Consider the following 13960-nt stretch of genomic DNA (forward strand, 5'->3'; position numbering starts at 1 on the left):
CAGCACGGTGGCGGCGGCCAGCGCGGCGGTGGCCGGTCGCGCCCGGCGGCGGGTGCGGGGTGGCATGTGTGCGGCTCCTTCGTACGGGTTGCTGGTGCGGTGCGTACGGGGGCGGCGCGGGCCCTCGGGGGCCCGCGCCGGTGCTGCTGTCGTGCTGTCCTGCCGTCCTGCGGGGGTGTCGGGGGTCAGGCGTCGCGGGTGAGCCGGATGGTGTCGCGGTACCACTTGGCGCTGTCCTTGAGCGTCCGCTCCTGCGTCTCGTAGTCGACGCGGACGATGCCGAACCGCTTGTCGTAGCCGTAGGACCACTCGAAGTTGTCCAGCAGCGACCAGGCGAAGTAGCCCCGCACGTCCGCCCCTTGGGCGCGGGCGGCGGCGACGGCGTCGATGTGGTCGGCGAGGTAGGTGGTGCGGTCGGCGTCGTGGACGGCCCCGTCCTCGGCGACGGTGTCGTCGAAGGCGGCGCCGTTCTCCGTGACGACGGTGGGCAGGCCGTAGTCGTGCTCCAGGCGGACGAGCAGGTCGGTAAGGGCGGTGGGGGTGATCTCCCAGTCCATGGCGGTGCGCGGCAGGTCGCGCTCCACCTGCCGGGTGACGGGCAGCCCCTCCGCGTCGGTGGCCGCGCCGTCCTCGGTGACGCCGGAGAACAGCGCGCCCCGGTAGAAGTTGACCCCGAGCACGTCCAGCGGCGTCGAGATCGCGGCCAGGTCGCCGTCCTGGACGGGCAGTTCGACGCCCTGGGCGGCGAGGTCGGCGACGACGTCCTCGGGGTAGGTGCCCTTGACGACCGGGTCCAGGTAGAGCCGGGCGCCGAGCCCGTCGGCGCGGCGGCACGCCTCGGCGTCCTCGTGGCTGTCGGTCTCCGGGGTCGCGGTGCCCAGGTTGAGGGTGAGGCCCAGCTCCAGCGCGTCGCCCCGGGCGGCGGCCTGTTCGCGCATCCGGCGCGCGGCGAGTCCGTGGCCCAGGAGCAGGTGGTGGACGGCGTGGATCGCCTCGCCGAAGTCCTGCCGGCCGGGGGCCTGGCTGCCGTAGGCGTAGCCGAGCATGGCGGTGCACCAGGGCTCGTTGAGCGTGGTCCAGTGGGTGATCCGGTCGCCGAGGGCGTCGTGGGCGAGGGCGGCGTAGTCGGCGAAGCGGTACGCGGTGTCGCGGACCGGCCAGCCGCCCGCGTCCTCCAGCTCCTGCGGCAGGTCCCAGTGGTAGAGGGTGACCCAGGGAGTGACGCCCGCCGCCTCCAGCTCGTCGAGCAGCCGCTTGTAGAAGTCCAGGCCCTTGGGGTTGGCGGGGCCGCGCCCGCCCGGCTGGATACGCGGCCAGGCCAGCGAGAAGCGGTACGTGTCGACGCCGAGGTCCGCGATCAGCCGGACGTCCTCGGGCATGCGGTGGTAGTGGTCGCACGCCACGTCACCGTTCTCGCCGCGCACGACCATGCCCGGCACCCGGCAGTACGTGTCCCAGATGGAGGGCGTCCTGCCGTCCTCGGCCGCCGCGCCCTCGATCTGGTACGCGGCGGTGGCGACGCCCCAGCGGAAGTCGGCGGGCAGCCCGGGCACGGGCCGGGCCGGGATCTCGCGGGCGTATCCCTGGGAGGTGACGGGGTCCATGGTTCTCCTGTCGTGTGCGTTGCTCGTCGGGCCGGGCGGGCGCGGGAGGTGCCGGACGCACCCGCTACGCGCGGGCGGGGGCCGGGGCCTCGTGGTGGAGCCAGCAGGCCACCGTGCGGGAGTCGTCCGCGTCCGGCGCGGCGAGCACCGGGACGTGGGTGTCGCAGCCCTCGGTCCTCCTGGCGCAGCGGGGGTGGAAGGCGCAGCCGGGGGGCATCGCCGTCAGGTGCGGGGGCGAGCCGGGGATGCCGCTGAGTTCGCGGCGCGGGCCGTGCAGCGCCGGGAAGGAGTGCAGCAGTCCGGCGCTGTACGGGTGGCGGGGGTCGCGGTAGATGTCGGCGGCGCCGGCCTCCTCGACGATCCGGCCGCCGTACATGATCGCGATTCGGTCGGAGAACTCGATCAGCAGCGAGATGTCGTGGGTGATGAAGACGACGGAGAAGCCGAGTTCCTCGCGGAGCCGGACGAGCCGGCGCAGGATCTGGCGCTGCATGACGACGTCGAGGGCGGTGGTCGGCTCGTCCATGATGACGATTTCGGGTTCCAGGGCGAGCGCCATCGCGATCATGACGCGCTGCCGCATGCCGCCGGAGAGCTGGTGCGGGTAGGCGCCGAGCCGGTCCGGGGAGATGCCGACGAGGGCGAGGAGTTCGCGGGCGCGGGCGGTGCGGTCGGCCTTGCGCATGTCGGGGCGGTGCGCCTGGAGGACGTCGGTGAGCTGGCTGTGGACGGTGTGCACGGGGTTCAGCGAGTTCATCGCGCCCTGGAAGACGATGGACAGCTCCTGCCAGCGGAAGGCGCGCAGTTCGGCCGCGGACAGGGCGAGCAGGTCGAGCCGGCCGCCGTCGCGCCGGTGGTAGTGGACCTCGCCGCCGGTGATGACGCCGGGCGGGGAGAGGAGCCGGGTGACCGCGTAGGCCAGGGTGGACTTGCCGGAGCCGGATTCGCCGGCCAGGCCCAGGACCTCGCCCCGGTGCAGGGTGAGGTCGATGTCGCGCAGGGCGTGCACGGCGCCGGCGCCGGTCCCGTAGTCCACGTCGAGGCCGCTGATGGTGAGGACGGGCTCGCTCATGGGCGGGTCTCCTTGTGCGGTGCGGTGCCGGTGCGGGCCACCGGGGTGAAGCCGACGCGCATCCTGACCGTGCGGGAGCCGCCCGTCTCGGTGCGCAGGCGCGGGTTGACGAACTCGTCGATGCCGAAGTTGATGAGCGCGAGGGACATGCCGAGCAGGGCGATGCAGAGCCCGGCCGGGACGTACCACCACCAGGCGCCCAGGGCGAAGGCCTGGTTGGCCTGCGCCCAGAACAGGACGGTCCCCCAGTTCCAGTTGGAGATGTCGGCGACGCCGATGAAGGCGAGGGTGATCTCGGAGAGGATCGCGAAGATGACGGTGCCGACGAAGCCGGAGGCGATGACGGCGGTGAGGTTGGGCATCACCTCGAAGAGGATGATCCGCCAGGTGGGTTCGCCGGTGGCGCGGGCCGCCTCCACGTAGTCGCGGCGGCGCAGCGACAGCGTCTGGGCGCGCAGCACGCGGGCGCCCCAGGCCCAGGAGGTGAGGGCGATGACGGCGGCGATGAGCAGGTCGCCGGTGTCGCTGACGAAGCTGGCGATGATGATGATCAGCGGCAGTCCGGGGATGACCAGGAAGACGTTGGACAGCAGCGACAGCGCCTCGTCGGCCGCGCCGCCGAGGAACCCCGCGGTGACGCCGACGAGCACGGACAGGATCGTGGCGAGGATGCCGGCGACGAACCCGACGAGCAGGACGCCCCGGGCGCCGACGAGGATCTGCGAGAGCACGTCCTGGCCGATGTGCGTGGTGCCGAGCCAGTGCGAACCGGAGGGCGGCTGGAGCAGTTCCTGACTCATCGCATCGGGGTCGTACGGGGCGATCCACGGGCCGATGATCGCGATGAGCACGAAGAACAGCAGGATGCACAGCCCGACGACGGTCTTGCGGCCGCGCAGGAAGCGGAACCTGCGCCGGCTCGCGGCCGGGGCCTCGGCGGCGTCGAGCACGGCGGCCTCGGTGGCGTTGACGGCCATCCGCTACGCCTCCCTTCGGGTGCGGGGGTCGAGGAGCATGTAGAGGACGTCGGCGAGGAGGTTCGCCACCAGCACGGAGAGCGTGATGATGAGGAAGACGCCCTGCATCAGGGGGTAGTCCTTGGCGCCGACGGCCTTGAGCAGCTGGAAGCCGATGCCGGGGTAGCTGAAGACCATCTCGACCAGGAGCGTGCCGCCGACGATGAGGCCGAGCGAGAGGGCGAAGCCGGAGATGTTGGGCAGGATCGCGTTGCGTGCCGCGTAACCGAACATGACCCGGCGTTCGGAGAGGCCCTTGGCCTGGGCGACCATGACGTAGTCCTCGCTGGAGACCGTCACCATCATGTTGCGCATGCCGAGAATCCAGCCGGCCACGGCGCTGAGGACGATCGTGATGCCCGGCAGCACCCCGTGGTAGAGCGCGCTGGAGATGAACGGCCAGTCGAAGGCCGGGACCAGGGAGTCGTCGTAGCCGCCCTCGAAGGGGAAGACCGGCCACTTGACGGCGAACAGCGAGATGGCGATGAGCCCGAGCCAGAAGTACGGGATCGACGAGATGAACGTGGTGACGGGGAGCAGCGCGTCCGTCCAGGAGCCGCGCCGCCAGCCGGCGAAGACCCCGATGCCGGTGCCGAGGGCGAAGCTGATGAGCGTGGTGATGCCGACGAGCGCGACGGTCCAGGGCAGGGCCTGGCCGATGACCTCCCCGACCGGGGTCGGGAAGAAGGTGAACGACATGCCGAGGTCGCCGTGGAGCAGGTGGGACCAGTAGTCGGTGTACTGCTCCCAGAGCGACTGCTTCCGGTCGAGGCCGAAGAGGGCCTCCAGGGACGCGACGGCGCTGGTGTCGAGCTGGCCCTGGTAGCGGGCGAGGAGTGACTGGACGGGGTCGCCGGGCATCAGGCGCGGGATGAGGAAGTTGATGGTGATCGCGGCCCAGGCGGTGACCAGGTAGAAGGCGAGCCGCTGGAGGAGGTACTTCACTTCACGGCCTCCTTCGCCCGGGCGGCCTCGGTGCCGGTGGCGTTCTCGTACAGCCAGCAGGCGGCCCACTGGCCGTCGGCGAGGTCGAAGCGCGGCGGGAGTTCGGTGCGGCAGCGCTCCATCGCCCGGGGGCAGCGGGGGTGGAAGCGGCAGCCGGCCGGCGGGTCGATGAGCGAGGGGGGCTCGCCGCCGGCGTCCTCCTCCGGCTCCTCGTCGTCGTCGGTGCGGTCGGGGTGGGGTGCCGAGGCGATGAGCAGCTGGGTGTAGGGGTGGGCGGGGCGCTGGGTGACGGTCTCGCTGTCGCCGCCCTCGACGACCCGGCCCGCGTACATCACCAGCGTGGTGTCCGCGAAGTAGCGGGCGGAGGCGATGTCGTGGGTGATGTAGAGGATGGCGAGGCGCAGCCGGTCCCGGAGGTCGCCCAGCAGGTTGAGCACGCCGAGCCGGATGGAGACGTCCAGCATGGAGACGGGCTCGTCGGCGAGCAGGACCTGGGGGTCGGCGCCGAGCGCGCGGGCCATGGCCACGCGCTGGCGCTGACCGCCCGACAGCTCGTGCGGGAACTTGTCCAGGTACTGATGAGGAGGTGTCAGCTGGACGCGGTTCAGCAGAGCGGTCAGGTTCTCCTCCAGTTCCGCCTCGCCGCTGCCGGCCCGGCCGTGGATTCTCAGTGACCGGGTCAGGTGGTAGCGCACGGTGTGCACGGGGTTCAGCGAGGCGAACGGGTCCTGGAAGATGAGCTGGGCCCGGCGTACGTACCTGCGGAAGGACCGGCCACGTCCGGCCTTCACCGGCTCCCCGCCCAGCCGGATCTCGCCCGAGGTGAGCGGATACAGCTGGGCGAGCAGGCGGGCGACGGTGGACTTCCCGGAGCCCGACTCCCCCACCAGTGCCGTGACGGTGCCGCGCCGCAGTTCCAGCGAGACGTCGTCGACGGCGTGGACGGTGCGGCGCCTGCCCGCGAGGAGGTCGCGGCCGGTGCGCCGCACGGCGAAGTGCTTGGTGACTCCGCGTGCTTCGAGCACGACGTGGTTGTTCTCTGGCTGTTCTGGCTGTTCAGACATGGCCGGTCCCTGGAATCCCTGGTCCTACTTGGCGGGCTGGAGCTTGAGGACGACTTCCAGCGAGGAGGGCTGGGTGTGCTGCGGGTCCGCGTACGGGTCGTCCTCGGTGGGCCAGCCCACCCAGTTCTTCGTGGAGTACTCCGCCCCGATGGGCGCGGCGGCGGTCGGGATCATCGGTGCCTGCTCGACCATGATCTTCTGCAGGGTGTTCATCGCCTTGGTGCGGGCGGTGTCCGTGGTGGCCTGCGCGAAGTCCTTCAGCGCCTCGGTGGCCTCGGTGCTCTTGAAGCGTCCGTAGTTGCCGGACTGGGAGGCCTTGCCGATGGGCTGGAGCAGGGCGCCGTCCATGATGTTCTGGTACATGTCGTACGGGGTGGCGCCGCTGTTGGTCCAGTGCAGGGTGGCGTCGAAGTTGCCGTTGGCGACGTCGGTACCCCAGGCTTCGGCGGTCTGGGTCTTGACCTCGGCCTCGATGCCGATCTTCTTGATGTTGTCCTTGATGATCGCCAGGCCGGTGATGTAGTCGTTCCAGCCGGCCGGGTCGGTGAAGGTGAGCTTCACGGGCTTGCCGCCCGGGTCCTTGAGGACGCCGCCGGAGAGCGTGAACCCGGCCTTCTCCAGGACCTTCTTGGCGCCCTCGACGTCCGGCTCGGTGGTGGCGTCCTTGTACTCGGGGGCGATGAACGACTCGCCGGCGGGCAGCGGGATGCCGGTGGGGTTGGTGATCTCCGGGTAGAGGGTGGCCTCGGCCTGGGTGTAGATGGCGTTGCGGTCCACGACCATCGCCATGGCGCGGCGCAGCGCCGGGTTGTCGAACGGCTTGCGGGTGGTGTTGAACCACAGGCCGTGGATGCCGAGGCCGGAGGGGAACCACAGCTTGTGGTTCTTGGGGTCCTTGGCGATGAACAGCTTCTTGTAGTCCGGCATGAAGACGAAGGACCACTCCAGCTTGCCGCTTGCCAGCGCGGTGGTGGCGGCGCTGTTGTCGTTGTACGTGGTGTAGCGCAGCTCCTTGACCTTGGTGGCGCCCTTCCAGTAGCTGGGCGTCGCGGTCAGGGTGGTGGTCTGCGGCGTGAACGTCTTCAGCTTGTACGGGCCGGAGCCGACGGGGGTGCGGTTGGGCCAGGTCTCCGGGTTGTCGACCTTCTCCCAGATGTGCTTGGGCACGATGAACTGCTGGATGATCTTGTTCTGGTTGACGTACTGCGAGTCGTCGAAGTGCAGGATGACCTTCTTGTCCTGGACCTTGATGTCGCCGTACGTGATGCCGTTGCCGTTGAGCGCGGGGTGCTTCTTGAGCAGTCCGAAGGTGAACGCCACGTCCTCGGCGGTGACCGGCTTGCCGTCGGCCCACTTGGCGCGCTCGTCGAGGGTGAAGGTGACCTTGTGGTAGTTGAGGTCCCACTCCCAGTCGGTGGCCAGCCACGGGTCGGCCTTGGCGGCGGGCCGGATCTGGCTCGTCATCGCCAGCGGCTCGTAGATCATGTGGCGGTAGCCGAGGGTGGCGCCCGCCGAGGTGTTGAGGAACGGGTTGCTGTTGTTGGTCTGCGGGCCGTCCGGCTTGCCCAGGGTGAGGACGCCGGAGGCGCCGGCCGCGCCGTTCTTGTCGCGGTCGGAGTTGGCGGAGGAACAGCCTGCGGCGAGGGCGACCACCGCGGTGGCGAGCGCGGCGGCTCTCAGCGTGTGACGGCGTGCGGACATAGCGACTCCAGGTGGGAACCGGCGGGTCTGGGAGATCCGGAAACGGGCAGCGCTCGGCGCGCCGGGTACGGGCGGTGCGAGTACGGGCGTGGGCGGTGCGGGCGTCTCTGGGGGGTGAAGGGGGTGCGGTGGTGCGGGTGGGGGTGGTGCGGGCGGTGCGGGTGGTGCGGGTGGTGCGGTGCGGTGGCGGGCCTGGGGCGCCCGGACCGCTAGGGCGCCGAGTGGCGCACGACCAGTTCGGTGGGCAGCACGACCGGGGTGTCGGGCGCGGGCGTGCCGCCGAGGTGCGCGAGGAGCATCCGTGCCGCCGTCTCACCCATCTGCCGGGTGGGCTGGCGCACGGTGGTCAGGGGCGGTTCGGTGTGTTCGGCCATCGGGATGTCGTCGAAACCGACGACCGCGATGTCACCGGGCACGGACTTCCCGGCGGCGCGCAGCGCCCGCAGCACACCGGCCGCGGTGATGTCGTTGTGGGCGAAGACCGAGTCGAACCCGGTGCCGGCCGCGAGGAGTTCCTCGACGGCCAGCCGGCCGCAGCGCTCGGTGAAGTCGCCCCGGACGACGAGGTCGGTGGGCAGGACCGAGACGAACCCGGCCAGCCGGTCGCGGACACAGCCGAACCCCTCGGGGCCGGTGATCACGACGGGCCTGGTGCGTCCGGCGTCCCGCAGGTGGCGGGCGGCCGAGGCGCCTCCCTCGCGGTTGGTGGTCACGACGGAGGGGAACTCGGGGTGGTGGCCGCGATCGTCGATCAGCACGATCGGCAGGCCGTCGCGGTGCAGTTCGGTGAGGTGGTCCAGGGTGTTCTCCGGCTCCACCACGACCAGTCCGTCGAAGGCCCGCGCCGACACCTGGCTGGTGAAGCGCTGGACGGACTCGGCCCCCCGGTTGCAGGTGAACAGCAGCAGCCCGTAGTCGGCGGCCTCGACGGTGTCCACGACGCCCTGGAGCACCTCGCCCATCCAGGGCCAGGTCAGCGAGGGCACCAGCATGCCGACCGTGCGGCTGCTGCCGCGGGCCAGGCCCACGGCGCCCGAACTGGGTACGTAGCCGAGCTGCTGGATCACCGCGCGGACGCGGGCCGCCGTGGCGCCGTCCACCTCGCCCTTGGTGTTGATGACCCGGGACACGGTCGTCTTGCTGACGCCGGCCTCGCGGGCGACGTCGGCGATGGTGACACGCATCGGAGCCTCCAGGGCAGGGTGGGACGACGGGAACCGCGGCCGGAACGACCCGCGACGGAACCGGTACCGCAACCGGTTCCGGAACCGGTACCGGCGTTGGTGGCGTGAGTTAACCCTCGCGGGAACAGGACCGTCAATACTTCACGTCGAGATTGGTCCGTACCCATCCGATAACGGGGAGAGGACGCCCCGTGGCTTCAACTCCTGAACGTACAAACCCTTGACGTGGCCGTCGCGATCCCGTTCACTCGGTGCCCGTACGGGGCCGTGCACGCGAACGCCCCCGCCCGCCACGCCGGTTGACGGCGGGCGGACGGGGGCGTCGCCCCGTGCGGGGTCAGTCCGTGGGTTCGAGGCCGGCGCGCAGCAGTCCGTAGGTGTACGCGTCCTCCAGGGCCTGCCAGGAGGCGGCGATGATGTTCTCGGCGACGCCCACGGTCGACCACTCGGCGGTGCCGTCGCCCGTGGTGATCAGGACGCGGGTGGTCGAGTCGGTGCCGGTGCGGCCCTCCAGGATGCGGACCTTGTAGTCCGTCAGCTCCAGCTTGGCGAGCTGCGGGTAGATCCGTTCCAGGGCCACGCGCAGCGCCCGGTCCAGGGCGTTGACCGGGCCGTTGCCCTCGGCGGTGGCGACGATGCGCTCGCCCTTGGCCCACAGCTTCACGGTCACCTCGTTGGCGTGGGTGCCGTCCGGCCGGTTCTCGACGATGGCGCGCCAGGACTCGGTGCGGAAGTAGCGCCGCACCCGGCCCTCGGCCTCGGCGCGCAGCAGCAGCTCGAAGGAGGCGTCGGCCGCCTCGTAGGTGTAGCCCTTGAGTTCGCGTTCCTTGACCCGCTCGACGACCCGGCCGACGAGTTCGCGGTCGCCGCCGAGGTCGATGCCCAGCTCGTCGCTCTTGAGCTCGATGGAGGCGCGTCCGGCCATGTCGGAGACCAGCATCCGCATGGTGTTGCCGACGAGAGCGGGGTCGATGTGCTGGTAGAGGTCCGGGTCCACCTTGATCGCGGAGGCGTGCAGCCCGGCCTTGTGCGCGAAGGCGGAGATGCCGACGTAGGGCTGGTGGGTGGAGGGGGTGAGGTTGACGACCTCGGCGATGGCGTGCGAGACGCGGGTCATGTCGGCCAGCGCGCCGTCGGGCAGGACCCGCTTGCCGTACTTGAGTTCCAGCGCGGCGACGACCGGGAAGAGGTTGGCGTTGCCGACGCGCTCGCCGTAGCCGTTGGCGGTGCACTGGACGTGCGTGGCGCCGGCGTCCACGGCGGCCAGGGTGTTGGCGACGGCGCAGCCGGTGTCGTCCTGGGCGTGGATGCCGAGCCGGGCGCCGGTGTCGGCGAGGACGGTGGCGACGACGGCCTGGACCTGGGCCGGGAGCATCCCGCCGTTGGTGTCGCAGAGGATGACCACGTCGGCGCCGGCCTCGGCGGCGGCCTTGACGACGGCCTTGGCGTACTCGGGGTTGGCGCGGTAGCCGTCGAAGAAGTGCTCGCAGTCGACGAAGACCCGGCGGCCCTGGGCGCACAGGTAGGAGACGGTGTCGCGGACCATCTCCAGGTTCTCCTCCAGGGTGGTGCGCAGGGCCAGCTCCACATGGCGGTCGTGGGACTTGGCGACCAGCGTGATCACCGGGGCTCCGGACTCCAGCAGCGCCTTGACCTGGGGGTCCTCGGCCGCCGAGCCGCCCGCCCTGCGGGTCGCGCCGAAGGCGACCAGCTCGGCGTTCTTGAACTCGATCTCCTGGCGGGCGCGGGCGAAGAACTCGGTGTCACGGGGGTTGGCGCCCGGCCAGCCGCCCTCGATGAAGCCGACGCCGAACTCGTCCAGGTGCCGGGCGATGGTCAGCTTGTCGGCGACCGTCAGGTTGATGCCTTCACGCTGCGCGCCGTCGCGCAGCGTGGTGTCGAAGACATGGAAGCTGTCGTCGGTGGGCTTGGCCTTGGTGGTCATGGCTGGTCTGACTCCTGTCGGATGAGTGGAATCCGGACGATCTGGCTCCACTTGCCCCCATCATCCCGCGCGCCTCGTGTCGCGGCCGTGGTGAGGCCGCAAAACAAAAAACCCCTCGCGGGTGCGAGAGGTCTGCGCGCGGGTCTGGGGCACGGTGGCCGTGCCGTACGTCGTGGTACGGGACGGTCACTGCGGACCGGCGCGCCTGCTGCCAATAATCATGACGAACGAGGGCACGGACGCAGTCTGGCACAGGAGCGGCCCGGACTCCCGCCCCGTCTCAGGATGCGGGCGCGCGGACCGCGTCCGGCGAGACGCCGGACGCGGTCCGCGGTGCGGGGGCGCCGGTCAGGCGAGGGAGTGCATCCAGCCGTGGGTGTCCTCGGCGGTGCCGCGCTGGATGTCGAGCAGGCGCTCGCGCAGCTTGAGGGTGACCGGGCCGGGCGTGCCGTCGCCCTGGGTCCACTCGCCGCCGGCGCACTTCACGGTGCCGACGGGGGTGATGACGGCGGCGGTGCCGCAGGCGAAGACCTCGGTCAGGGTGCCGGCGGCGGTGTCGTCGCGCCACTGGTCGAGGGAGACGCGGTCCTCCTCGGCGGTGTACCCGAGGTCGCCGGCCAGCTTGAGCAGCGAGTCGCGGGTGATGCCGGCGAGCAGGGAGCCGGTGAGGGACGGGGTGACGATGCGGTCCCCGTACACGAAGTAGAGGTTCATGCCGCCCAGCTCCTCCACCCACTTGTGCTCGACGGCGTCGAGGTAGGCGACCTGGTCGCAGCCCTTGGCGGCGGCCTCGGCCTGGGCGAGGAGGGAGGCGGCGTAGTTGCCGCCGGTCTTGGCGTCGCCCATGCCGCCGGGGACGGCGCGCACCCGGTCCTCGGAGAGCCAGATGGAGACGGGCTTCACACCACCGGGGAAGTAGGCGCCGGCCGGCGAGGCGATGACGAGGAAGAGGTACTCGTTGGCCGGGCGCACACCGAGGCCGACCTCGGTCGCGATCATGAAGGGGCGCAGGTAGAGGGACTCCTCGCCGCCGTGCGCCGGAACCCAGGCGGCGTCCTGCTGGACGAGGGCGTCGCAGGCGGCGACGAAGGTCTCGACGGGCAGCTCCGGCATGGCGAGCCGGCGCGCGGAGGCGCGGAAGCGCTCGGCGTTGGCCTCGGGGCGGAAGGTGGCGACGGAGCCGTCCGGCTGCCGGTACGCCTTGAGGCCCTCGAAGATCTCCTGGCCGTAGTGCAGCGTCATGTTGGCGGGGTCGATCGACAGCGGCGCGTAGGGGACGAGCTGCGCGTCGTGCCAGCCGCGGCCCTCGGTCCACTTGATCGTGACCATGTGGTCGGTGAAGTGGCGGCCGAATCCGGGCTGGACCAGGATCGCCTCGCGCTCCGCGTCGGACAGCGGGTGCGCGGAGGGCTTGAGCTCGATCGTGGGCGTCGTCATGAGTGCGTGTCCTTCACCGTTTTGTGTGGGCAGGACCGCGTGCGCGCCATCAGGTGCTAGGACGTCCGAGCAATGCTGCGGGACACGGCCCTGTTCGATTATCGCTCGACAGGTGCCGCGCACGAAATGGCGGGAATGCGGTCCAGGGTTCGATGGTGACACCCGAGGGCCGCACAGGTGAAGCCGCCGGGTGCGTCTGCGACCCGGCGGCTTCGTGGTGAGTCGTCGGATCAGCCCGCTACGCGTACCGCGAGGGCGTCGCCGATCTCGTCGGTCGTACGGGCGCCGTCGCGCTCCGCGAGGTCGGCGGAGACGGCGTCCTCGATGCGCTCGGCCTCGGCGTCGTAGCCGAGGTGGCGCAGCAGGAGGGCGACGGAGAGGATCGTGGCGGTCGGGTCGGCCTTGCCCTGCCCCGCGATGTCGGGGGCGGAGCCGTGGACCGGCTCGAACATCGACGGGAAGGCGCCCGTCGGGTTGATGTTGCCGGAGGCGGCCAGGCCGATGCCGCCGGAGACGGCCGCGGCGAGGTCGGTGAGGATGTCGCCGAAGAGGTTGTCGGTGACGATGACGTCGAAGCGCTCCGGCTGCGTGACGAAGAAGATCGTCGCGGCGTCGACGTGCAGGTAGTCGGTGGTGACCTGCGGGTACTCGGCGGCGACCTTGTCGAAGGTGTTCTTCCACAGGTGGCCGGCGTACACGAGCACGTTGTTCTTGTGGACCAGCGTCAGCTTCTTGCGCGGACGGGCGGCGGCACGCTCGAAGGCGTCGCGCACGACCCGCTCGACACCGAAGGCGGTGTTCAGGCTGACCTCGGTGGCGACCTCGTGCTCCGTGCCGGTGCGCAGCGAGCCGCCGTTGCCGGTGTACGGGCCCTCGGTGCCCTCGCGGACGACGACGAAGTCGATGTCCGGACGGCCGGCCAGCGGGGTGTCCGTGTTCGGGAAGAGCTTCGAGGGGCGCAGGTTGATGAAGTGGTCGAAGGCGAAGCGCAGCTTCAGCAGCAGCCCGCGCTCCAGGACGCCGGAGGGCACGGACGGGTCGCCGATCGCGCCGAGCAGGATGGCGTCGTGCCCCTTGAGGGCTTCGAGCTCCGCGTCGGGGAGGGTTTCACCGGTGCGGTGCCAGCGCCGGGCGCCAAGGTCGTACTCCTTGGTCTCCAGCTTCACATCCTGCGGGAGAACAGCGTTGAGGACCTTGAGGCCCTGGGCCACGACCTCCTGGCCGATACCGTCACCGGGGATCACTGCGAGATTGATGCTGCGAGACATGTGCGCACCCTACTGCGCGTCCCACCCCATGACACGTCACGTCCATCATGCGGACACTCGGACGTGTGTACGGGGCGGGGCGGGCGGGTCGGTTCAGTGGCCGGTGGAGCCGCCGTTGTCCCGGCGGTCGAGGGCGCGCTGGAGGGCGGCGGCAGCGGCGCGGCGCTCCGACTCGGTCGGGCGGTGGGTGTGGCGGACGCGGCGGACGGCGGTTTCGGCCATGGTGGATCGACTCCTTGAGATCGCGAGGATTTCGAGATCGAACAGCGTGGGGTGATGTCGAGATCAGTGATTTCGAGGCGCCGGAAGGGGCGGGGGGCGGGCGCCGCAGGGGTTGCCTGCACGGGGGCGCGCGCTCACGACCGCCGGTCGCTTGATCGAGCGAGACGTTCGGCTTCTACAAAGCTAGAACAGCCGGGCCTGTCTGTCTCCACAATTACTCGGACTTCCTACTATCTGAGACAGCGGCCCCGCGCGGCCGGGTGCGGGGGCCCGTGCGGGTACTCAGCCGTACTTGAGTAGCAGGCCCGTGTCGCACACCTGTGCGTCGCACGAGAGTGGGGGCCATGAACGGCCTCTACGCTCTCAAGCCCTGGTACGCGGACCGGCTCGCCGGTGTCCGCACCGCGCTGGCCCGCCGTGAGGTGTCGCCCGACACGCTCACCGCCGCCGGGGTGGCCGCCGCCACCGGCGCGGCCGCCGCGCTGGCCTGGCTGCCCGCACC

12 protein-coding genes are annotated in these 13960 nt (G+C 71.0%); all 12 read right to left on the reverse strand.

Features of this window, described 5'->3' with window-relative positions; all coding sequences use genetic code 11:
* On the reverse strand, positions 1-225 hold a 225-nt coding region (locus MHW47_RS21520), incomplete at its 3' end, for a hypothetical protein (protein WP_239225421.1).
* Positions 186-1604, reverse strand: a complete 1419-nt coding sequence (locus MHW47_RS21525) for a GH1 family beta-glucosidase (RefSeq protein WP_239225422.1) — start codon at positions 1602-1604, stop codon at positions 186-188. The genes MHW47_RS21520 and MHW47_RS21525, both read right to left, overlap by 40 nt.
* A gap of 64 nt (positions 1605-1668) precedes the next feature.
* Positions 1669-2676, reverse strand: coding sequence for an ABC transporter ATP-binding protein (locus MHW47_RS21530; protein ID WP_239225423.1), 1008 nt, complete (start codon positions 2674-2676; stop codon positions 1669-1671).
* Positions 2673-3653: an ABC transporter permease gene (locus MHW47_RS21535; protein WP_239225424.1), complete on the reverse strand. Its 981-nt coding sequence runs from the start codon at positions 3651-3653 to the stop codon at positions 2673-2675. Before MHW47_RS21535 ends, MHW47_RS21530 begins: the two co-directional genes overlap by 4 nt.
* Positions 3654-3656: 3 nt before the next feature.
* A complete protein-coding gene (locus MHW47_RS21540) occupies positions 3657-4637 on the reverse strand; it encodes an ABC transporter permease (protein ID WP_239225425.1) in 981 nt (326 codons plus the stop codon).
* Positions 4634-5701, reverse strand: coding sequence for an ABC transporter ATP-binding protein (locus tag MHW47_RS21545; protein ID WP_239225426.1), 1068 nt, complete (start codon positions 5699-5701; stop codon positions 4634-4636). Before MHW47_RS21545 ends, MHW47_RS21540 begins: the two co-directional genes overlap by 4 nt.
* A 24-nt stretch (positions 5702-5725) precedes the next feature.
* Positions 5726-7402: an ABC transporter substrate-binding protein gene (locus MHW47_RS21550; protein ID WP_239225431.1), complete on the reverse strand. Its 1677-nt coding sequence runs from the start codon at positions 7400-7402 to the stop codon at positions 5726-5728.
* Between the two features lie 209 nt (positions 7403-7611).
* The gene (locus tag MHW47_RS21555; protein WP_239225427.1) at positions 7612-8586 is read right to left on the reverse strand and encodes a LacI family DNA-binding transcriptional regulator; all 975 of its coding nucleotides are present in this window, start codon (positions 8584-8586) and stop codon (positions 7612-7614) included.
* A gap of 337 nt (positions 8587-8923) precedes the next feature.
* The gene (cimA, locus tag MHW47_RS21560) at positions 8924-10531 is read right to left on the reverse strand and encodes a citramalate synthase (protein ID WP_239225428.1); all 1608 of its coding nucleotides are present in this window, start codon (positions 10529-10531) and stop codon (positions 8924-8926) included.
* 348 nt (positions 10532-10879) lie between these two features.
* Positions 10880-11968 (reverse strand): branched-chain amino acid aminotransferase, encoded by a 1089-nt coding sequence (locus tag MHW47_RS21565; RefSeq protein ID WP_239225429.1) that lies wholly within the window; start codon positions 11966-11968, stop codon positions 10880-10882.
* Between the two features lie 230 nt (positions 11969-12198).
* The gene (locus MHW47_RS21570) at positions 12199-13236 is read right to left on the reverse strand and encodes a 3-isopropylmalate dehydrogenase (protein WP_239225430.1); all 1038 of its coding nucleotides are present in this window, start codon (positions 13234-13236) and stop codon (positions 12199-12201) included.
* Positions 13237-13329: 93 nt separating this feature from the next.
* On the reverse strand, positions 13330-13458 hold the full coding sequence (locus MHW47_RS35765) for a hypothetical protein (RefSeq protein WP_275449480.1): 129 nt from the start codon (positions 13456-13458) through the stop codon (positions 13330-13332).
* Positions 13459-13960 lie beyond the last annotated feature (502 nt).

Source organism: Streptomyces sp. OfavH-34-F (assembly GCF_022347745.1).
Lineage (GTDB): Bacteria > Actinomycetota > Actinomycetes > Streptomycetales > Streptomycetaceae > Streptomyces.

What these genes read in the sequence shown, in the direction of transcription:
- MHW47_RS21565 (WP_239225429.1), bottom strand. Translation starts at nt 11,968, where the DNA reads ATGACGACGCCCACGATCGAGCTCAAGCCCTCCGCGCACCCGCTGTCC.
- cimA (WP_239225428.1), bottom strand. Translation starts at nt 10,531, where the DNA reads ATGACCACCAAGGCCAAGCCCACCGACGACAGCTTCCATGTCTTCGAC.
- MHW47_RS21535 (WP_239225424.1), bottom strand. Translation starts at nt 3,653, where the DNA reads ATGGCCGTCAACGCCACCGAGGCCGCCGTGCTCGACGCCGCCGAGGCC.
- MHW47_RS35765 (WP_275449480.1), bottom strand. Translation starts at nt 13,458, where the DNA reads ATGGCCGAAACCGCCGTCCGCCGCGTCCGCCACACCCACCGCCCGACC.
- MHW47_RS21530 (WP_239225423.1), bottom strand. Translation starts at nt 2,676, where the DNA reads ATGAGCGAGCCCGTCCTCACCATCAGCGGCCTCGACGTGGACTACGGG.
- MHW47_RS21570 (WP_239225430.1), bottom strand. Translation starts at nt 13,236, where the DNA reads ATGTCTCGCAGCATCAATCTCGCAGTGATCCCCGGTGACGGTATCGGC.
- MHW47_RS21525 (WP_239225422.1), bottom strand. Translation starts at nt 1,604, where the DNA reads ATGGACCCCGTCACCTCCCAGGGATACGCCCGCGAGATCCCGGCCCGG.
- MHW47_RS21545 (WP_239225426.1), bottom strand. Translation starts at nt 5,701, where the DNA reads ATGTCTGAACAGCCAGAACAGCCAGAGAACAACCACGTCGTGCTCGAA.
- MHW47_RS21555 (WP_239225427.1), bottom strand. Translation starts at nt 8,586, where the DNA reads ATGCGTGTCACCATCGCCGACGTCGCCCGCGAGGCCGGCGTCAGCAAG.
- MHW47_RS21550 (WP_239225431.1), bottom strand. Translation starts at nt 7,402, where the DNA reads ATGTCCGCACGCCGTCACACGCTGAGAGCCGCCGCGCTCGCCACCGCG.